The organism is Rhodococcus sp. I2R, from assembly GCF_020889545.1.
In the GTDB taxonomy this organism is placed as follows: Bacteria; Actinomycetota; Actinomycetes; order Mycobacteriales; family Mycobacteriaceae; genus Rhodococcoides.
The window spans coordinates 1-17,594 of record NZ_JAHUTG010000027.1 but is presented as its reverse complement, the minus strand read 5'-3'; the positions used below and the strand labels follow the sequence as shown (position 1 = coordinate 17,594).

The 17,594-nt window shown below is 63.0% G+C and carries 18 protein-coding genes and 3 pseudogenes; 9 read left to right on the top strand and 12 right to left on the bottom strand.

The genetic code is table 11. The features are described 5' to 3' along the window. The first annotated feature begins 3 nt into the window (after positions 1–3). A complete protein-coding gene (locus KVY23_RS21580; RefSeq protein WP_230558194.1) occupies positions 4–603 on the top strand; it encodes a hypothetical protein in 600 nt (199 codons plus the stop codon). Between the two features lie 82 nt (positions 604–685). Here KVY23_RS21580 and pabB read toward each other — a convergent pair whose 3' ends face one another. From pabB to KVY23_RS21565, 3 genes are all read right to left on the bottom strand, one after another. Next, positions 686–2,746 (bottom strand): aminodeoxychorismate synthase component I, encoded by a 2,061-nt coding sequence (pabB, locus tag KVY23_RS21575; RefSeq protein ID WP_230558193.1) that lies wholly within the window; start codon positions 2,744–2,746, stop codon positions 686–688. A gap of 9 nt (positions 2,747–2,755) precedes the next feature. Next, positions 2,756–3,070: a chorismate mutase gene (locus KVY23_RS21570; RefSeq protein ID WP_075839937.1), complete on the bottom strand. Its 315-nt coding sequence runs from the start codon at positions 3,068–3,070 to the stop codon at positions 2,756–2,758. 289 nt (positions 3,071–3,359) lie between these two features. After that, positions 3,360–3,698, bottom strand: a complete 339-nt coding sequence (locus KVY23_RS21565) for an RNA polymerase-binding protein RbpA (RefSeq protein WP_075839938.1) — start codon at positions 3,696–3,698, stop codon at positions 3,360–3,362. 233 nt (positions 3,699–3,931) lie between these two features. Here KVY23_RS21565 and KVY23_RS21560 point away from each other — a divergent pair, with 233 nt between their 5' ends. After that, on the top strand, positions 3,932–4,255 hold the full coding sequence (locus KVY23_RS21560; RefSeq protein WP_187346787.1) for a hypothetical protein: 324 nt from the start codon (positions 3,932–3,934) through the stop codon (positions 4,253–4,255). A gap of 27 nt (positions 4,256–4,282) precedes the next feature. On the opposite strand, the gene KVY23_RS25195 is transcribed toward KVY23_RS21560, so the two are convergent. Beyond that, entirely contained in the window at positions 4,283–4,543 is a 261-nt protein-coding gene (locus KVY23_RS25195) for a DapH/DapD/GlmU-related protein (protein ID WP_308071108.1), read from the bottom strand. Here KVY23_RS25195 and KVY23_RS25190 point away from each other — a divergent pair. Further along, positions 4,529–4,777, top strand: coding sequence for a hypothetical protein (locus tag KVY23_RS25190; protein WP_308071109.1), 249 nt, complete (start codon positions 4,529–4,531; stop codon positions 4,775–4,777). The two genes, KVY23_RS25195 and KVY23_RS25190, sit on opposite strands and share 15 nt — an antisense overlap. Here KVY23_RS25190 and KVY23_RS25185 read toward each other — a convergent pair. The 3 genes and pseudogenes from KVY23_RS25185 to KVY23_RS21545 all read right to left on the bottom strand — a co-directional run. Then, a pseudogene (locus KVY23_RS25185) lies at positions 4,757–4,873 on the bottom strand (maltose acetyltransferase domain-containing protein); the annotation flags it as partial. The gene KVY23_RS25190 and the pseudogene KVY23_RS25185 sit on opposite strands and share 21 nt — an antisense overlap. Then, positions 4,870–5,898: a linear amide C-N hydrolase gene (locus KVY23_RS21550; protein ID WP_230558191.1), complete on the bottom strand. Its 1,029-nt coding sequence runs from the start codon at positions 5,896–5,898 to the stop codon at positions 4,870–4,872. The pseudogene KVY23_RS25185 and the gene KVY23_RS21550, both read right to left, overlap by 4 nt. Positions 5,899–6,346: 448 nt before the next feature. Then, positions 6,347–7,330: a diguanylate cyclase gene (locus KVY23_RS21545; protein WP_230558190.1), complete on the bottom strand. Its 984-nt coding sequence runs from the start codon at positions 7,328–7,330 to the stop codon at positions 6,347–6,349. A gap of 406 nt (positions 7,331–7,736) precedes the next feature. On the opposite strand from KVY23_RS21545, the gene KVY23_RS25180 reads away from it, so the two are divergent. Further along, complete coding sequence (locus tag KVY23_RS25180; protein WP_230558189.1) at positions 7,737–8,882, top strand: sensor histidine kinase; 1,146 nt, start codon at positions 7,737–7,739, stop codon at positions 8,880–8,882. Then, on the top strand, positions 8,879–9,535 hold the full coding sequence (locus tag KVY23_RS21535) for a response regulator transcription factor (protein WP_230558188.1): 657 nt from the start codon (positions 8,879–8,881) through the stop codon (positions 9,533–9,535). Before KVY23_RS25180 ends, KVY23_RS21535 begins: the two co-directional genes overlap by 4 nt. Positions 9,536–9,637: 102 nt before the next feature. Here KVY23_RS21535 and KVY23_RS21530 read toward each other — a convergent pair whose 3' ends face one another. The 3 genes from KVY23_RS21530 to KVY23_RS21520 form a co-directional block, all read right to left on the bottom strand. Continuing rightward, on the bottom strand, positions 9,638–10,441 hold the full coding sequence (locus KVY23_RS21530; protein WP_230558187.1) for an ABC transporter permease: 804 nt from the start codon (positions 10,439–10,441) through the stop codon (positions 9,638–9,640). Next, positions 10,438–11,337, bottom strand: coding sequence for an ABC transporter ATP-binding protein (locus KVY23_RS21525; RefSeq protein ID WP_230558186.1), 900 nt, complete (start codon positions 11,335–11,337; stop codon positions 10,438–10,440). Before KVY23_RS21525 ends, KVY23_RS21530 begins: the two co-directional genes overlap by 4 nt. Positions 11,338–11,660: 323 nt before the next feature. After that, positions 11,661–12,203 (bottom strand): CGNR zinc finger domain-containing protein, encoded by a 543-nt coding sequence (locus tag KVY23_RS21520; RefSeq protein WP_230558185.1) that lies wholly within the window; start codon positions 12,201–12,203, stop codon positions 11,661–11,663. Positions 12,204–12,397: 194 nt separating this feature from the next. Here KVY23_RS21520 and KVY23_RS21515 point away from each other — a divergent pair, with 194 nt between their 5' ends. The 4 genes and pseudogenes from KVY23_RS21515 (at position 12,398) to KVY23_RS25175 (ending at position 14,847) form a co-directional block, all read left to right on the top strand. After that, positions 12,398–13,141, top strand: a complete 744-nt coding sequence (locus KVY23_RS21515) for a 3-keto-5-aminohexanoate cleavage protein (RefSeq protein ID WP_230558184.1) — start codon at positions 12,398–12,400, stop codon at positions 13,139–13,141. Between the two features lie 331 nt (positions 13,142–13,472). After that, positions 13,473–13,691: pseudogene (locus KVY23_RS21510) on the top strand (tyrosine-type recombinase/integrase); the annotation flags it as partial. Further along, a pseudogene (locus KVY23_RS21505) lies at positions 13,688–14,024 on the top strand (helix-turn-helix domain-containing protein). The pseudogenes KVY23_RS21510 and KVY23_RS21505, both read left to right, overlap by 4 nt. Positions 14,025–14,313: 289 nt before the next feature. Further along, positions 14,314–14,847 carry a hypothetical protein gene (locus KVY23_RS25175; protein WP_308071107.1) on the top strand — a complete coding sequence of 178 codons (534 nt, stop codon included), beginning with the start codon at positions 14,314–14,316 and terminating at the stop codon, positions 14,845–14,847. A gap of 514 nt (positions 14,848–15,361) precedes the next feature. On the opposite strand, the gene KVY23_RS21495 is transcribed toward KVY23_RS25175, so the two are convergent. Further along, on the bottom strand, positions 15,362–16,657 hold the full coding sequence (locus KVY23_RS21495; protein ID WP_230558183.1) for a hypothetical protein: 1,296 nt from the start codon (positions 16,655–16,657) through the stop codon (positions 15,362–15,364). 576 nt (positions 16,658–17,233) lie between these two features. Further along, positions 17,234–17,594: ATP-binding protein (locus KVY23_RS21485; protein ID WP_230558182.1), on the bottom strand; the 361-nt coding region annotated here is incomplete at its 5' end.

Here is a 17,594-nt window from a genome sequence, read left to right as displayed (position 1 = left end):
AAAATGAAGTCAGTGACAACGATGGCAGCCACGGTGCTGGCGGCTGCCTCGGTGACCGTCGCAGTGGGTGGGGGAACCGCAGCTGCCGAGCCGGCAGAGTCGATCGGCTACCAGACCACCGTCGAACTGGACGGTTCGACGAAGACCGTGCTCGATGCAGGTGCGTTCCGCATCGACACCACAGCCGACACGGTCTCCGTCGTCGGTGATTCCGGGGCCGTGTTGGCAACACTGCCGCTGACCTACTCACTGAACGGCGCCACTTACTCCATCGCGCCGCTGCTCGAGGGCGATCGGGAATTGCTTCTGACACCTCAGCCCGCGGCGCTGCTCACCGAGGTCGCCGAACCTGTCAGCAAGCAGGCCGCATTCGACAACATGATCAACCAGCTCGCGATCGGCTACACCAACGGCGGTGCCATCGGCACAGCGGTCGGCGCTGGCTTGGGCTTCGCGATCGGATGTGTGTCGATCTTCCCGAACTTCATCTCCGGCTGCATCATTGGAACGGCTATCGGCGCGGTTGCAGGCACGATCATCGGTACTGCGAACGCCAACCCCGAGGTTCAGCCCGCAGTGTTCGAGTACTTCACCACGCCCTGACCGATCCCGTCGGTGTGTGAGCCGGAAGGACACCTCGGTGTCCTTCCGGCTCTCGCCGTTCTGTTGCTGGTTCTCGCGATCGCTAGTTGTCGCGGTTGCGCGCGCGCGTCGGTGCGGCGAGGGCTCGTCGCATCGAGACGGCCTTGACCATCGTCTCCTCGAATTCTTCTTCGGGATCCGACATTGCGACGATGGCACCGCCGACTCCGAAGGTCACCTCGTGCTCGGTGGCAACGATGGTGCGGATGACGATGGAGAAGTCGGCTGTTCCGGTGAGCGAGAAGTAGCCGATCGCCCCCGAATACACTCCGCGAGGGCCGTCTTCGAGTTTGTCGATGATGGCCATCGTACGGAGTTTGGGTGCACCGGTCATCGATCCGCCGGGAAATGCGGCGCTGATGCAGCCCACTGCGGACGCGTCGTCTCGAAGCCGTCCGCGGACCGTGGATACCAGCTGGTGCACGGGCGCGTAGGTCTCGACGTCGAACAATTTCGGCACGTGCACCGATCCCGGCACGCATACTCGCGCAAGGTCGTTGCGCACCAGGTCGACGATCATAAGATTTTCGGCTTTGTCTTTTTCGTTGCCGACCAGGTCAGCGCGAAGTTTCGCATCCTCTTCAGCTGTGGCGCCGCGGGGACGAGTGCCCTTGATCGGCTTGGATTCGACGACGCGGTCGGCGTCGATGCGCAAGAACCGCTCCGGTGATGCGCTGCAGATGGACAGGTCGGTGAAGCCCAGGTACGCGCTGTACGGTGTCGGATTGATCTCGCGCAGCGTCGAATACGTCGAGAACGCGTCGATGGATCCGGGGAAGGTGGCGGTGTTGGTCAAGCACACCTCGTAGGTTTCACCCGATCGGATCTCGGCAAGGCATTGCTCGATCAGCCCAAGGTACTTCTCACGCTCGTGTCGCAGCGGCAAGTCCGCCTCGAAATACGGTGCGAGAAGCGGCCTTTCCTGAGGAGGAGGCGCCTGAACGCCATCACGCATCGCCTCGAGCGAGTCGACGACGGTATCGAACCACGCTGCTGTCACCGGATCCGCATGATCGACGACAAGTGCCATGACATAACACGTTCCGGATTCGTGGTCGAACACGAGCGCGCGGTCGGCGAACACCATCGAGGCATCCGGCGTCGCTGCCGTGTGTACCAATTGCCCACCGACGTCCGCTTTCAGCTCGTAGCCGAGGTATCCCACGTAGCCCAGCGAGAACGCGAAGGGCAGATCATGGCGCGGGGGAGTGGCACGCTCCTTCAGCTGACGATCCAGGTAATCGAAGAACGTCGATTCCTCCGATACGAGGGAGCCGTCGGCGCGATGGATGTCCACACGCCTCTCGGCGACCCGATAGGTGACGTATTCCGCGAGCGGACCCGAGCAATCACCCATGATGGTGAAACGAGAGTTCGGTTCGACCGCCGCGCTCCCGTCGAGCCAGAAACTGTTCGGACCGGCAGCGAACAGCGTCCCGAACACCTGCTCTGTATCGAACTCACCGACAACAGAGCGTGTCTCGATGAAATACGGCGATTGCGACGGTGCGGGGCCGGCCGTCGAGGTCACTCTGGTCAGGTCACGAAAGTTCGACAGCAGCTCTCGACCGTACTCGGTGCTGATCGACTCGGGATGGAATTGCACGCCCCACATGGGTCGGCTGCGGTGCCGGACGGCCATGACGATGCCGTCCTCGGTCCACGCGCAGGGCTCGAGCTCGTCGGGCAAGGAGACTGCGGTGAGCGAGTGGTAGCGCACAACCGTATGCGGCGAAGGAATTCCCGCGAAAAGGTGTTCACCGGTGTGGGAGATTTCGGAGAGGCGGCCGTGCATCGGCACGGGGGCCAGATCCACGTTGCCCCCGAGCAGATGGCACATGGCCTGGTGCCCGAGGCACACACCCAGAATCGGAATATCTGTTTCCAGGATTGCGCGGGCGCTGATCCCCAGGTCGCGGGCTGTGCGAGGACTGCCAGGCCCCGGCGAGACGACGATGTTGTCGAAACTGTCGATATCGAGCGAAGCCCAGTCGACGTCGTTCGCAACCACAGTGGGTTCGACCCCGTTGACCTCGCACAGCAGGCTGTAGAGGTTGTAGGTGAATGAGTCGTAATTGTCGATGAGCAGCGTGCGTACAGCCATTACGGTCACCTACCTGCGATCGCCCGCGGTCGATTCAGCGTCGATAATGAGGTCCTCGACGCGGCATGCTTCGCCGATGAGGAGGTCGTAGAGCGCAGCGAGGAAGTCTTCGGACATGTTGTGAGCGCGGGCGAATTCGCGCGCACGCTCCTGTACCACCCCGACCCGTCCGGGCTGCATCATGGGAATGTCGAACTCACGCTTGACCGACGCCACACGTGTGCAGACGTCGATTCTCTCGCGGACGCTCTCGAGCAAACGACGATCGATGGCGTCTAGCTCTCGGCGCAGGGAGGACAACTGATTCTCGGACTGTTCGCTCATGTGCAGTGGCCCCCTCGTTGTGCAATCCACATAGTGCTTGTCGTGCTCAAAGGTGCTGACGAATTCATCGCATGTTCACGGTGAATTGTTACCAAACGTGCCCACCGAACATGATCCACAATAGTTGCATTGAGACCCCACCTTCGTCATCTCGACGAAGGGCTTTGCACAATTTTTTTTACGGCACCGTCTGCCGCATTGAAAAAGGAACCGGAAGTTCGAAAAGGAATAAAAAACTGCGCCGGACGATTGTTTCAATCGTCCGGCGCAGTCGTGAAGTCGGCGGGGTTCAGGCTCCGCGCCGCTTGACCTTCAGCAGGTCCATTCTTTCCTTGAGCAGTTCTTCGAGCTCCTCGACCGAACGTCGTTCGAGCAGCATGTCCCAGTGGGTACGCGGAGGCTTGACTTTCTTCGCTTCCGGCGCGGTGCCCTCGATCAGTGAGCCCTCGAGGCCGTTGCGGCACTGCCAGGTGCCGGGGATCTCCGCCTCGTCTGCGAAAGGAACATCAAACTCTTCGCCGTTGTCGCAGCGGTAGCGCGCGGCGCGCCGCGGCGCGAGGTCGTGGTCGCGGTCGGTTTCGTAGCTGACGGCACCGAGCCGGCTACCCCGTAGAACGCGATCTGCCATTGTGAAGTCCTCTCCCTCGATAATGCATGTCCGCCGTCAGACCCGTGGATCGCTCCTCGGTTCCGCTGGTGTGCAGCGCGCCGACCAACCGCGCGAACTGCACTTCCTACACGACTGTCCAACGCTTCGCCGACATGATTCGTTCCCGACGCATCTCGGCGACACGGATGGTTCCGCGCACACGTGCGTTCATTCTAACGCCATGCACCCGTAGTCTCGAGACCATGTCGGTGATGTCGCGTCGGGTTCACGCATGTGCATGGTGCGGGCGGGAGGTACCGGAGGCCGGAATGGGTCGTCGGCGCCGTTACTGCAGGCAATCGTGCCGTCAACGGGCCTACGAGCACAGGACCGCGGTGAAGGGGACTTCGATTCCGGAGAACGCCGTCGTACTCTCCGCGGACGAGGCCTCAGCACTCATGGACCGCGCGTTCGAGGTCAGGTGCGCAGCGGAAGATGTAGCCACAGCCGTGTCCGAGGGCGCGGACACAGCCGAGCTGGAGCGTCTGTGCCACGACATGGTGACCCGTGCGAGAGATGCCGAACGACTGCGCTGAGTTGCCGACGCATGCTCGGGGGTGGCGTCACGGGGGAGTGCTCACATCCGGTTCGACAGGGGTGTGGCGAATGACCCTCGCCGGGGATCCAGCAGCGACTACGTGGTCGGGAATATCGTGCAACACCACACTCCCGGCACCGATGACCGTGTTGCGCCCGATCGAGACGCCGGCGCCGACTGTCACAGAGGCTCCGAGCCAAACATTTTCACCGATGTGGATCGGGGCAGCACGTTCCCATCCTTCGCGGCGTCGACGATGATCGTCCACCGGGTGCAGCGCCGTCATCAGCTGCACACCTGGGCCGATCCTGACGTGCGCACCGATCGTGATGGGCGCATCGTCCATGAGAAACCCATCGGCATTGATGAACGTATCGTCTCCGAGACGAATGTTGCAGCCGTAGCTGCATCGAAATCGCGGCACAACCAGGGCCCCTTCGCCAACCACGCCGAGAAGTTCCGTGAGAACCTGCGTCCGAACCTTTTCGTCGTCGGCGGCGGCAGCGTTGAACGAATCTAGCTTCCGCCGACATTCGAGACGCCGCTGACGCAGCTCGTCGTCATCGAGGTACCAGTCACCACGAGCAAGACGATTCGCCTGGGACTCATCCGTCACGAGCTTGTGGACGTGTCTGCGGTGTCCATCTGTTCGACAAGCACGAGCGACAGAAAGTTCATCGGCCCGGAGTCTTCGAACTTGTCGCTCACGTCGCCGGCGATACCACCCTCCAGCGTCAGCTTGCTCTGCAGGTCGAGCTTGAGCTGCGGGCTGCCCTCGCTGAAGTCGAGGTCGGCCAGATCCACCCACACGATGTTGGGTTGAGTGGTCGACTCGTAGACGTATCGCTTGTTGGTCAAATCCACCACCACTTGCCAAATCGTCTGCGAGGCATCGGGCTTGCCCGGGTCTGGGATACGGAAGGGCTGTGCGGTGTTGCGCATGACGCTGAACATGCTCGCGATTGCTTCGACCTTGCTTTTCGGTTTGGGAAGTCGCTGCGCGTAGTAGGCGGCGCGCGCGAAGCGGGCCTCGGCCAGTGTGCTTCCGGGCAGCGGCTGGTCGCCACCGAGACCCTCCCAGCGCTCGAGTAGTTCGAGCTGCTCGCTGTAAGGCGGTGAGTTGGTCATCACGCGGTAGTCGGCGCTGTGGTGAACATGTGGCTGGCCGTCGAAGTACTCGATGATCGCCGAATCACCGGTAGCGTCATCGAGCGCGAGGTGAATGGTCGGAGGGTTGCCACCGGTCGGATCTGGCATCTGCACGACCTGGACGTTGGTGTCATTGATCCAGTCGACGGCCTCGGCGACGGTCGCAAAGTTGTCGAGGAAATACTGCAGCCAGACAGCCTGACTCAGCGCGGTACGGCTCTCGTCGTACTCGCCATAGGTGGATTCCGCCAACCACAACACGTGCCCACTGAGCCCGGCCTCGTTCAAGCCGTCGACCGAGATGAGGTCGAACGACGCGACTATCAAGCTGCCATATTTCGAGGTCCAAGTCAGCGTGCCCTTGACTCCGTCGTCTCGAGAAATCCCCCGAGGCTGCGTCCACATGTTGGTCGCCAAATCCTTGTGGAAGTCCATATTCCGGCCGACCAGCACGGAACCGTTGGCATCGGGCCACATCACGCGAGTGCACATCGTCGGAAGACCCCTAATCTGGTGACGCGTGACGTCGCACGCGAGTGGATGTCAAGTTCGAACTGTAGTCCATCTTGTTGGTCTCAACAGACCGTTTCCCCTTCTTTTCGAAGCGCGCTCGAAGGTCTCGGGGGAGTCGCCGGGAGGACCAATGTCTACCGCATGCTCCTCCTGCAGAACCGGGCCCGTGTTTCGACGAAACACGCGAAATCCGTTCTGTGCTAGGTATTTCGATCTACCAATAACGATCGCGACGAGTTGCACCCGAAGGTCACCGAGCAACAGGTTGAGCCTGAGCAGGACGCCGCCACGAGATGCCCGACTCGGCCCCGACGATCACCGCAACCACAGCGATTGTTCCAAGCCGATCCGACAGTCCAGCCCCCTGGAGACGACCCCATCAGCTGAAACCTGGGCGAAGGCGTCAGATTCGCGGTACAGGCACTATTCAGCGGTATGCCGTGTCGTTGTGACCCCGAATTCGCTTGCGGCTGCTTTTCACGCGATACATCTCGGCGTCGGCCAGTCTGAGCGCGTCGCGCACCGACTGCTGTTCATCGACTCCGGCCGAGATGTCTACAGTGGCCGCACCGACGCTGACGGTGAGTCCAGAGATCATCCGAGCACTCGCGACGTTCGACACGAGCTCATCACTGCGAACGGCGATATCCGCGGGTTGGCCGATCGAGACGCACGCAAACTCGTCGCCTCCGAGGCGAGCGACAACCCACCGGTTGACGGCGAGCGCACGCAGGTGTTGGGCCAGGTCGACGAGCACTGCGTCGCCAGTGTGATGTCCGTAGGTGTCGTTGACGCCTTTCATCCCATCTACGTCGATGGCGACGGCGCACAGGACGGTCGGTTCGATTCTCTGCATCGTCACGGTGATCGCAGTAACCGCAGCAAACAACCCGCGTCGGTTGTGCAAACCGGTCAGAGAATCCACCAGGGATTCGCGCGCACGTGATCGGAGTTCCCTCACGTAGACCATCAAGATGAGCGGTGCCGAGAACATCAACAGCATGGTCAGACTGTGAGCGGCGACGACCCATCCGCTGGCGGCGTCGGAGCGGACAGTCATCAACGCCACGACGCCGAGAACGACGGCGCTGTACAGCATGTGAAGGAGGCAGGGGAGGAGCGGCACCGCCACCACGGCCAGAGTGGTAACCACCGCGAACAGCACCGTTCCGCCGATCGCCGTTATTTCGGTATCTTTCAGAAGGAGACACACAGTGATCGACACGTCCGAGTAGACGATGAACGCAATCAGCCAACGAGGGCTCGGCCACCCGCCGACGAACCAGCGCACAGCAACCGGTAGTGCAGAAATACTGACGGCGACGACGACCACAACGCGCCCACCGCTGTATTCCTCCGACGGCGCGCTGAGCAGTCCGATTGCGCCGATCGCCAGCACACCCAAACCCACAAAGAATTGTGTGAAACGGGTACGACGCACATTGAGGTCCAAGAGCCCCGGAGGCAGGGACCGAACCGCCCCGATACCGAGGCATGGACGATCCCAATGTGGAGAATCGGGAACGCACGGCGAACATCGAAAACCTCTGGATGGAAAGTTGGGCCACAAGCACTGGCTGACTCGGAGCGTAACGGGCCGCACGACGTTTACATCGGCGAATACTCGACCAACTTACTGGTTCTTGACGCTGTACAGTCGATAAACCCGACTGCCCTTCGTCACTGTGACGAATTGCAGTCGGGTTTGCGGCGGCTATGCCGGGTGAGGCCGTAAGGCTCGGGGCCGATCGCGCCTTCGGCTGGGGGTCAGACTTTCGGCCGGTCCGCTGGCGGCACTCAATGCCTACGCTGAGGGGGTGAGCAATCCACTGCGGTCCCTGCTGGAGGAACCTCGGCCCTCGGCCCCACCGGTTCGGGTATGGCGGGACTGGGCGCTGCTGGCGTTAGTGACGGTCTCCGGGGTGCTGGAGGTTGTCCTGCGTGAGGACATGCCGCTACCGGGGCTGTCGGTGGTGCTGGCGGTCGGACTGGCGCCGCTGCTGCTATGGCGACGTACCCACCCGCTCGCAGCGGTCGCGACCGCCTTCGGCGTCGTCGCTGTCGTCGACATCGTCCTGATCGCATCCGACGCGCCGCCGCTCGACGTGTACACGATGGTCTACTTCCTGCTGCTGCCTTACGCACTCTTCCGATGGGGTTCCGGGCGAGAGGCGGTGGCGGGTCTGGCGATCATCCTGTTCGCGGCCACCATGGGGTTCATCGTCGGCTGGACCGGGGTCGCCGACGCAATCGGCGGGGTCGCTGTCCTGATGTCCGCCTTCGCCCTTGGTTGGGCCGTGCGTTCCCAGCACGACGCCCGGGAACGGGGACTCGAGCAGGTGAAGTCGGAGGAGCGCGTCCTGTTGGCGCGCGAGCTGCACGACACGGTGGCCCACCACGTCTCTGCCATCGCCGTCCAGGCACAGGCAGGGCGCGCGCTCGCGGCCACCAGCCCGTCGTCGCCGCTCGAGGCGCTGGAGGTGATCGAGGCGGAGGCGTCGCGCACGCTCGCGGAGATGCGGGCGATGGTGCGCGTGCTGCGCAACAAGGCGCCGGCAAACTACGCCCCGCAGCCCGGTGTGGTCGACCTCGAGCGGCTGTCCGGGGCCTCGCCAACCGGTCCCCGAGTGAAGGTGACGGTCACGGGTGACCTGGCCGCACTCCCGCGGGCGGTCGACGCCGCCGTGTTCCGGATCGCCCAGGAGGGGGTCACGAACGCGCTGCGGCATGCCAGGAACGCCACCCTGGTCGACGTGCGCGTCGCAGGGGATCAGTCAACCGTCAGTGTCACCGTCCGCGACGACGGTGACGCCGGTCCGGGTGACCCCGACCCGGACGCAGGCTTCGGCCTCGCAGGGATGGTCGAACGCGCTCTGCTTGTGGGCGGCAAGTGCCGGGCGGGCCCGTGCCCCGGAGGTGGCTGGGCCGTCGTCGCGACGCTCCCGCGGCGGGTACCGACATGAGTATCCGGGTCCTGGTCGCCGACGACCAGGATCTCGTGCGGACCGGACTGCGGCTGATCCTCGGCACTTTGGACGGCATCGAGGTCGTGGGGGAGGCGCGCGACGGGCAGGAGGCGGTGCGGCTGGCCCGCGAGCTCCGGCCCGACGTGTGCCTGATGGACATCCGAATGCCCGTCCTCGACGGCGTCGAGGCGACCCGTCTGCTGGCCGGGCCGGGTGTCGAGGACCCGGTCGCGGTCGTCGTGATCACCACCTTCGACCTCGACGAGTACGTGCACGGCGCGCTGTTGGCCGGCGCCACTGGCTTCCTGCTGAAGGACGCCGGACCCGCGCTGCTCGGCGAGGCGATTCGGGCGGCCTCCCGAGGTGATTCGCTCATCTCACCCGGCATCACCCGCCGGCTGCTGTCGACGTTTGCGGGCACAGGTCGGGCGGCACTTCCCGCCCAGCCCGTCGACCCGCTCACTGAACGCGAGGAGCAGGTGCTGCTCACCATCGCGCGGGGTCGCACCAACGCAGAGATCGCCGCCGAGCTGTACATCAGCATCAGCACGGTGAAGACCCACATCGGCAGCCTCATGGCCAAACTCGGCGCCCGTAACCGGGTGGAGGTCGCGATGTGGGGTTACGAGACCGGCCGGGTCCGAGAGTAGAGGCCGTGCAGGGTCACCTGTTCCCACGCTGCGCCGATCCACCCCGAAACGGCGGTATCCGGAACGCACAGATGAGTTCCGGGTACCGCCGCCTGTGTGTGACTACTTGACCTCGGAGCGGCGCAGGAACAGCACCCCGACGACGAGAGGAATGACGATCCAGATCATCGTGGTCGAGCCGAGCATCGCCCACTCCTCACCGGTGTTCGTGGCGCCCTCGAAGAGCGCCACCTGCGTTTCGTTCCAGTCGATCCACGGCTGCAGGTCCTCGAACCACGAACGCACCTGGGCTAGGAGGACGAGGATGCCCGGCATGACCAGTGAGACGACGAAGTAGCCCACGATCGCGGCCGCGGAGTTGCGGAGCACGACACCGAGGGTGAAGCCGATCGCCATGCCGACCAGGTTGCCGAGCACCATCTGGGGCGCCATGGACAACGAAATGTTCCACACGGTGTCGACGCCGGCGAGTGCGGAACCGGCCACGTTGCCGAGGGCGCCCACCGCGAAGGCGACGGCCACGGAGCCGAGGCCCACGAGGAGCGTCGCGACCGCCTTGGCGCCGATCACGTGCCCGCGGCTAGGCACCAGCGTGAACGTCGTGAGCCCACTGCGCTGGCTCCACTCGCTAGTGACGGCCAGGATCGCGATCATCGGCAAGATCACCGACATCGGGAACCCGATCGCCGTCGCGAAGCTCGCGTAGGTGATGTCGGTGTCGGGAGCGAAGATGATGACCGCCCCGGTAGCGATGACCGACAGGACGCCGATGCTGATAAGCATCCAGAATCCGGAGCGGGTGTTGAACATCTTGCGCAGTTCGACCTTGACGAGTCGGGTGATGGGGATGGGCTGGGCGGCCCGGCGGGCCGTGGCGGTAGCCGGGGGGACGATCGTGGCGGTCATGCTGCAACTCCTTCGCGTTGGGTGTCGGCAGTGAGCGAGAGGAACATGTCTTCGAGGCCGGCGCTCTCGGCGGACCGGAGCTCGGTGAGGGCGATGCCAGCGGTCAGGGCCACGGCTCCCACACGAGCGGGATCGACATCCGTGCGGACCGAGCCGTCGCCGGCGATCGTGCTGGGGATCCCGGCCTGTTCCAATGCGTGTGCGAGGTCACGCGGTGACGTCGACCTGGCGAGCGTCCCCGAGGCAGCCAGCAGCTCTTCCTTGGTGCCGGCCGCGACGATCTTGCCGTTGCCGATCACGACCAGGTCATCGGCAATGACCTCGATCTCGTGGAGCAGGTGCGAGGACAGCAGCACGGTGCCGCCCTGGCTGGCGAAGCCTGTCAAGAGGTCGCGCATCCACCGGATCCCCGCGGGGTCGAGCCCGTTGGCGGGCTCGTCGAGGATCAGCACCTGGGGGTCTCCGAGGAGTGCTGTGGCGATGCCGAGGCGTTGACGCATCCCGAGGGAGTAGTTGCGCACCCGGCGCTTGGCCTCAGCGGGTGTCAGACTGACCAGCTCGATCATCTCGTCGACCCGGGTGCGGGGCAGGCCCATGGTGTCGGCGGCGACGGTGAGGATCTCGCGGCCGGTGCGGCCGGCGTGCTGGGCTGAGGCGTCGAGGAGGACGCCCACCTCGAGGCCGGGGTTGGGGAGGTCGGCGAACCGTTTTCCGTTGATGGTTGCCGAGCCGGATGTCGGGACGGTCAGACCGACCATCACGCGCATCGTGGTCGACTTGCCGGCGCCGTTCGGACCGAGGAAACCGGTCACGCGGCCGGGCTGGGCGGTGAAGGAGACATTGTCGACGGCGGCAAAGCCGGCGTACCTCCGGGTCAGGGACTCAACTGTGATCATGGGTTCAACCCTCGCCGCATCGCCTCGTGCGCGTATCGGTTCGATGGCCAGTCTTGTCCCAACCGAAAGTACGAGGCCGAGACCGTGCCATGGGTCGACTCGAGTACCTCGACGGTGCCATCAAGCCTGCCCCGCAGTCGGTTTCGACGACCACGGGGTTGCGCCGGCACTTGAATTCGGCGAACCGAAGCGATATGAGCCAACGGCAATGGGGAAGTCGATGGCTATTGGAATCATCAGTACCGGGACAGCTCTACTGTCACGCGTGGTGGGATTCTCGCGAAACTCGACGCGATCGGGCGCTTCAGCTGAGGCAGGCCGCGTTATTCACGTTGCTTGCGTGCTCGGTAGTTCCTCGACTTGGCCGCCGCTCCGCACCCCCTGCCGCCGGGTGCAGGATCCATCGCACACCACCGACGGCGGTTGTTGCGCGATGAATCGTAGAACGCCCAACCACAGTCACCGCAAGTACGCAGACGCGGCAGGGTTCGATCGGCTGCCGCAGTGAGTACCACCGCGATCGCAGTGTCACTGACCGAGTGTTCACGGCGGGCAACGAACGTGACGCCAGCTTCGTCTACGACTATGCCCGGTGGCTGATCCGCGACGACCACCTCTAGTCCGGCGAAGTCACCGGACAATGCCGCCCGAATCGCGTCACGTACCGAAGCCAGCGCTTCGTCATCTCCAGGTTGCGGCTCAGGAAGAAACCGAAACCGAGTTCTCCAGTTCGTGCGGTCGGCGATCCAATCACCGAGCTCATCCTGCGCGATCCTGGTCTCGTTCGGGATGCTCCAGCTGTTGACCAGCGTTCTGACGTCCTCCAGTGCGCCGGGAGCGCCACTTCGATCTGTGTCATGGACCATTGCGAACACCTCCAAGATCACCATTCATATGTTTGAATAGTAACGGAAGGGTGAGGGTGCATGGGACGACACCGGATCGGGCCGGTGCCGTATCCGCAGCAGCCATCTCAGTGATCGCGGCGTTCGAATGGCATACCCGACGCACCGCGACGCCCAGCACACGTTCGATTGCCAATGAATCGAGGAGAAGAGAAATGCTGCAAGCCTGCCTGAACGGCGATCGCGACTCAGATGCCCACGCTGAGTTGCCCACTGACCCCGCATCTATGGCCAGCGCAGCTGCGGATGCCGTTGCAGCCGGTGCCGACAACGTGCATCTCCATCAGAAAAACCGAGACGGAACCGACAGCCTGGCAGCCGAAGACGTCGAGCGCTGCGTCTCAGCAGTGATGTCCGCGGTGGACGTGCCGGTCGGCGTGACCACCGGCGCGTGGATCGAGCCCGATCCACGACGACGCGTGGAGCTCATCCGATCCTGGCCGAGCACTCCGAGCTTCGCGTCCGTCAACTGGCACGAAGAGGGCGCAGTCGATGTCGCGGACGCACTCATGCACCTCGACATCGGCGTCGAAGCCGGGCTTTTTAATCCGAACGCAGCACGGGCATGGGCGCGGTACGCCGAAGCAACGAACTGCCTGCGCGCCTTGATCGAGTTGCCCGACGATTTAGACGACACCGAGGTACGCGACTGCGCCGACGAAATGATCTCGATCGTCGAATCCGCGCATCCGACGGTACCGATACTGCTACATGGATCGGGGCCTAGCTGCTGGCCGGCGCTCCGCTACGCCGCCGAGCGAGGTCTGCACACTCGGATCGGACTCGAAGATACATTGCATCTGAGCACTGGTGATGTTGCACAGGACAACACCCAACTGATAAGCCACGCTTGTCGTCACATCGCGGCCCGGGCATCCGAAACTGCAGCCAGCCTCTGATGGCAGGGTGCGCGCCTAACAGACGAGACTCGTCCCCATCAATTCGTCACTGTGACGTTTTCAGGGTATCGACGGACGGGGGTCAAGGCCGGCGCGGAATCGCAGGCGGACCCAAGCAAACCAGCATCAGCATCTCGTCACCTAGTAACGAGACATGGCCGTCGATGGTGAAACGGGGCGACCAAGCGAACCAGCTGCGCCGACGTAGCCATCGCTCAGAGCTGCGAGTCCTTGCATCCAATGCAATTTGCATTGAGATTGATTGCCGATAATCTACATTATGTCAGATGACGGTGCTGCATGTTGCATCCGATGAAGCTGCAGCTCTCCCCCCGGGCTGGACCTGCACTCACTGCGTCGCTCGTACGCCACCCACCTGATCGAAGGCGGCTGGGATCCGTCGTCCGTACAACAGCAGATGGGCCACGAGCACGCCAGCACCACCTCCCTCTATACCTGCGTGTCGAGCGACTTCCGCACTCGCACCTTGCGGCAAGCGTTGGATGCGACCGTGAGCGACGCTCTCAGTATGGAAGGGGAAATCTCGTGAAACGCATCGTCGACTACACCTGGCGCCTTCCCGAGCTGATGGCCGCGCACGGCATGCACAACAGCACCGACCTATCCCCGCCTGCTCGAACGCGGAATCTCCCTCTCCCGCCCTCAGGTCTACCGTCTCGTCGCGCAACGACCCGAACGTGTCTCGCTGCAGATGATGGCGGCGCTCTGCGACATCTTCGGCTGCGGAATGGAGGACCTGGTCACCGTCACGGCAGCTGACGAACGAAAGAAGCGAACTGCGACGTCATCGGCACCGAACGTCGCCGAGCTCAACAAGACAGTCCGACCGCGACGCGCACGAGTGATCCGCGATGACCATTGAGATCCGACCCCGCAACACAGTTCGGGGGCGACCGAGAACCGGTGGCGGATTCACCTGCGATCGCTGCGGCGTGAGGCCAACAAACTGCGCGCGCGCTGGCCCGACGGCAAGATCTGCGGAACGTGCTTCCACGCTGCCGTGAGCACCTACGGATACTGCGCAGCATGTGGATTCGAGCGCATGCTCCCCGGACGAGTCGGAGACTCAGCTGTCTGTGTCGACTGCGCCGGCATTGCTTTTGTGCCGTGGACCGCCCGAAAGCATCCAAATCTGGAAACGATCCATCAAGTTGCATGAGCTGTTGCGCCAGCTGGCATCCGGCCGCATTCCGATGACCCACGAGGGCCTCGACGGCGTCGGCGACGATCGACGCACGATGCACCTGCGGGGCATTGTCGAACATCACCAACTGATTTCGCCGCGTGACCGCTACCTCGCCCTCTTCGAGGGCTGGATCGCTGCAAAGATGACCGCCATCGATGACGGCTCGGTTCGGCGCTACGCTGAACAGTTCGCGACCTGGCACCATCTCAAACGAGTCTGCGCAATCGCGGCCGCAAGCAAACCCACCCGCGGACCTGTCCACGCCTCGAAACAGGACATCACCGAAGCCATCAAGTTCCTGACCTGGCTCCACGACACCCACGGCCGCGCCGACGCGACATGCCGCCAACTCGACGTCGACGAATGGATTCCCGCCGGACCCACCACCCGGCAGCTGATCCGAACGTTCTTCGTCTGGGGCAAAGACAACGCGCATCAACCGGTCGGTGGCAATCGCGCACCGCTCCCCTGCCCCGACAACCACCTTCACCCAAGATGAGCGACTGCACTGGATCCGTGAACTCCTCACCGGTAGCGATGAATCTCTCCCGTATCGGGTGGCCGGCATTCTTCTCCTGCTCTACGCCCAACCGATGGTGAAAATCGCCGCACTACGCACCGATCAAGTAAGTGCCGGCGACGATGGGCTACGGATCAACCTCGGTCTCGAACCAGCCCCAGTACCTGAACCCTTCGCAGATCTTCGTCGACGCCACATCGACTCACGAAGAACGCAACTCACCGGGACTGACACCGGCTGGCTGTTTTCCAGCGTCTGTACCGGCCGGCACCTGCACCCCAACACGATGATGGACCGCATCCGATCATTGGGAATCTGCTCGGCGCGCGCACAACATCTCTCCGCACCTTCGTTACCCAGGTGCCACCGCCGCTCGCCGCGGAAATGCTCGGATACAGCTACTCAGTCGCCCACCGCTACGCCGAACTGGCCGCACAACCGTGGATGCAGTACTCCGCACAGCGGAAGTAGTCTCCAGCTCGGGTGACCACCGTCAAGCTTGCCTGTTTGTGGATCGGCGACGTGGGCGCTGCCACATAAAATGAAATTCACCATCGCCTGCGATTGCTTTCACGAAGGTCGGCGGAGCGGGTACTCGGGCATTTGGATTTGGGTTGTACTCGAGCGTGTAGATGGTGTCGGACTTGAGAGCCATGCGGTTGGGTCTGTGATGCAGCACCCCAGACAGCCAGGCGTATCGCGGATTCGCCCACATCCGTTTCTCGATCATGAGGCCGAGAAGGTCCCAGGTGTCAGTGAATTCCCCAGACCCAGTGGAAATTTTGGGTGCAGTCGATGCAAGTGCCAGAAAATGCGGTGAGGCGGGGTCGTGCTGTCGTTTCTTTCGGTCAATTGATTTGCGAAGCGATTCGAAGGCGGCGGCACGGTCATCGTCGTTGAAGCAAGGGTTAACGGAGTACCCGAAGGCGTGGCCGATGGACGGGCCGGAGGTGAAGGGTAGCCCGCCGTTAGCGTCGACTGCGTCCCAGTCGATGTTGCTGTCGTCTGCGAAGTGGAGCATGGGGCGCCAAGTCGCCCGGATGGGTCTTTCGGCCGCGTCAGGGGTCGTCGTAATCTGACCAGACTCACTGTCGCACACCATGTCGCAGAACTCATGGCTCCACAGTGTCGACACCAGGTCCTGGGGCGATCCGATCGGCAGTTCGACACGAATGTTCCGGACAACATCACGTTTGCGCATTCGCGCGGAGAGCGTAGTACTGATCATGTTGCTCATCCGCTGCCAAGCCGCGTACGCCTCCCAGTGCCACACGGTCACTTCTATCGTGACAAGACCTTCAGGCATCCGAACGCCGTAGTCAGGGGACATCGGCTGGTTGCCGTGGCTAGGCCTCCAATCGCTCGGAACCAGTGGCTCGAGCAACACCGGAGTCATGCGTAACGCGAGGACACTGCCAACCTCAAGTTCCGCAAGCGCCTCCTCGTACCCGTGGTCATCAACCGGGCGGAGCACGCTCCTGATGCGCTGAACGATAGTTCGCCCTACCCCCGGCGAGACGTTCCCAGCGAGACGTTGCAACATGTCGGCGATATTTATCAAGTAGTTCGTTGATTGTCCGTTTCCAATACCCCGCCAATGGTTGCCGAGCGGACCCACCGGGTCCTCCGCCCAAGCCACATCATCGACGAACTCGAGAACTTGCCGGTAAAACTGCTGTACTTGCACGACTTCTTCTGGGCCACCTTCGCCCAGGTTTGCTGCCCCGGCGAGCGCCACAGGGTCGCTGTTGTGGAAGTAGGTGTGCGCCGGATCTTCTGTGGTGATCACGGACGGTGGGTCTACGGAATCGGCGTCTGACGGCATGCTGAAGGCTACCGGGATTCCTTCGGATGATGCACTGCGACCGGGGCCGCGTGTCGGGTCACTGCGTTGCAGCGAGTCCGCCCGACCTTCGTGGTGAGCGACGGCTCTACTTTCGTAGCCGTTGCGCACCCGGTCCCTTTCGGCCCAGAACATCGGCGGGGTTCGAGTAAGGGCACGGGGTCAAGGACAGACATCCGCAACCGATGCCGCTGGAGAAGTTGTCACGAAGCGCGGTGAGTTCTTCGATCTGCTCGGTGAGGTCATCGCGGCACTGCCGCGAAATCCAGGCCAAGATGCGTGCCGTTCTCGACCTCGAGTGCGCTTCATGTTGTGAAGTGTCGTCATGAACATATCCAGCATGGGCACTGGCGACATCGATAAACTGATTTCCCTTGTGGCAGAACTCGAATGTCAATGGACATCGGGAAGTGCCCGTAGGCGGACACGAAAACTGCCCGTGGGTGGTCAATAAGAACTGCCCAGTGGCGGACATGAATCTGCCCATTCGGGTGTGCCCGCCACCGGTGGAAGGGGGGTGTGTCAGGTCAAGGGTTTGACCCCCTGACCGTGCAGTGCTTGGGCGAGGCGGACCGAGTCGCCGCTGGTTTGGCACAGGTGTGCGTGGTGGAGCAGTCGGTCGACCGTCGCAGTTGCGAGGGTTTTCGGCATCAGTTCGTCGAACCCGCTGGGATGCAGGTTCGAGGAGATCGCGACGGATTTGCGTTCGTAGGCTGCTTCGACGATCCGGTAGAGCCCTTCGGCGGCATCGGTCCCGACCGGCAACAGCCCGACGTCGTCTATGACGACGAGTTCGGCGCGGACGATTTTCGCGATCGCTTTGCCGAGAGAATCATCGGAGCGGTGCGCGCGAACGAGGACACCGATTTGTTCGAGGGTGAAC

Coding starts and splice junctions, on each gene's coding strand:
- KVY23_RS21570 (WP_075839937.1), bottom strand. CDS start 3,070: ATGAGCGAACAGTCCGAGAATCAGTTGTCCTCCCTGCGCCGAGAGCTA.
- KVY23_RS21565 (WP_075839938.1), bottom strand. CDS start 3,698: ATGGCAGATCGCGTTCTACGGGGTAGCCGGCTCGGTGCCGTCAGCTAC.
- KVY23_RS21520 (WP_230558185.1), bottom strand. CDS start 12,203: ATGGTCCATGACACAGATCGAAGTGGCGCTCCCGGCGCACTGGAGGAC.
- pabB (WP_230558193.1), bottom strand. CDS start 2,746: ATGGCTGTACGCACGCTGCTCATCGACAATTACGACTCATTCACCTAC.
- KVY23_RS21580 (WP_230558194.1), top strand. CDS start 4: ATGAAGTCAGTGACAACGATGGCAGCCACGGTGCTGGCGGCTGCCTCG.
- KVY23_RS21530 (WP_230558187.1), bottom strand. CDS start 10,441: ATGACCGCCACGATCGTCCCCCCGGCTACCGCCACGGCCCGCCGGGCC.
- KVY23_RS21525 (WP_230558186.1), bottom strand. CDS start 11,337: ATGATCACAGTTGAGTCCCTGACCCGGAGGTACGCCGGCTTTGCCGCC.
- KVY23_RS21515 (WP_230558184.1), top strand. CDS start 12,398: ATGCTGCAAGCCTGCCTGAACGGCGATCGCGACTCAGATGCCCACGCT.
- KVY23_RS25195 (WP_308071108.1), bottom strand. CDS start 4,543: ATGACGGCGCTGCACCCGGTGGACGATCATCGTCGACGCCGCGAAGGA.
- KVY23_RS21550 (WP_230558191.1), bottom strand. CDS start 5,898: ATGTGCACTCGCGTGATGTGGCCCGATGCCAACGGTTCCGTGCTGGTC.
- KVY23_RS21535 (WP_230558188.1), top strand. CDS start 8,879: ATGAGTATCCGGGTCCTGGTCGCCGACGACCAGGATCTCGTGCGGACC.
- KVY23_RS21560 (WP_187346787.1), top strand. CDS start 3,932: ATGTCGCGTCGGGTTCACGCATGTGCATGGTGCGGGCGGGAGGTACCG.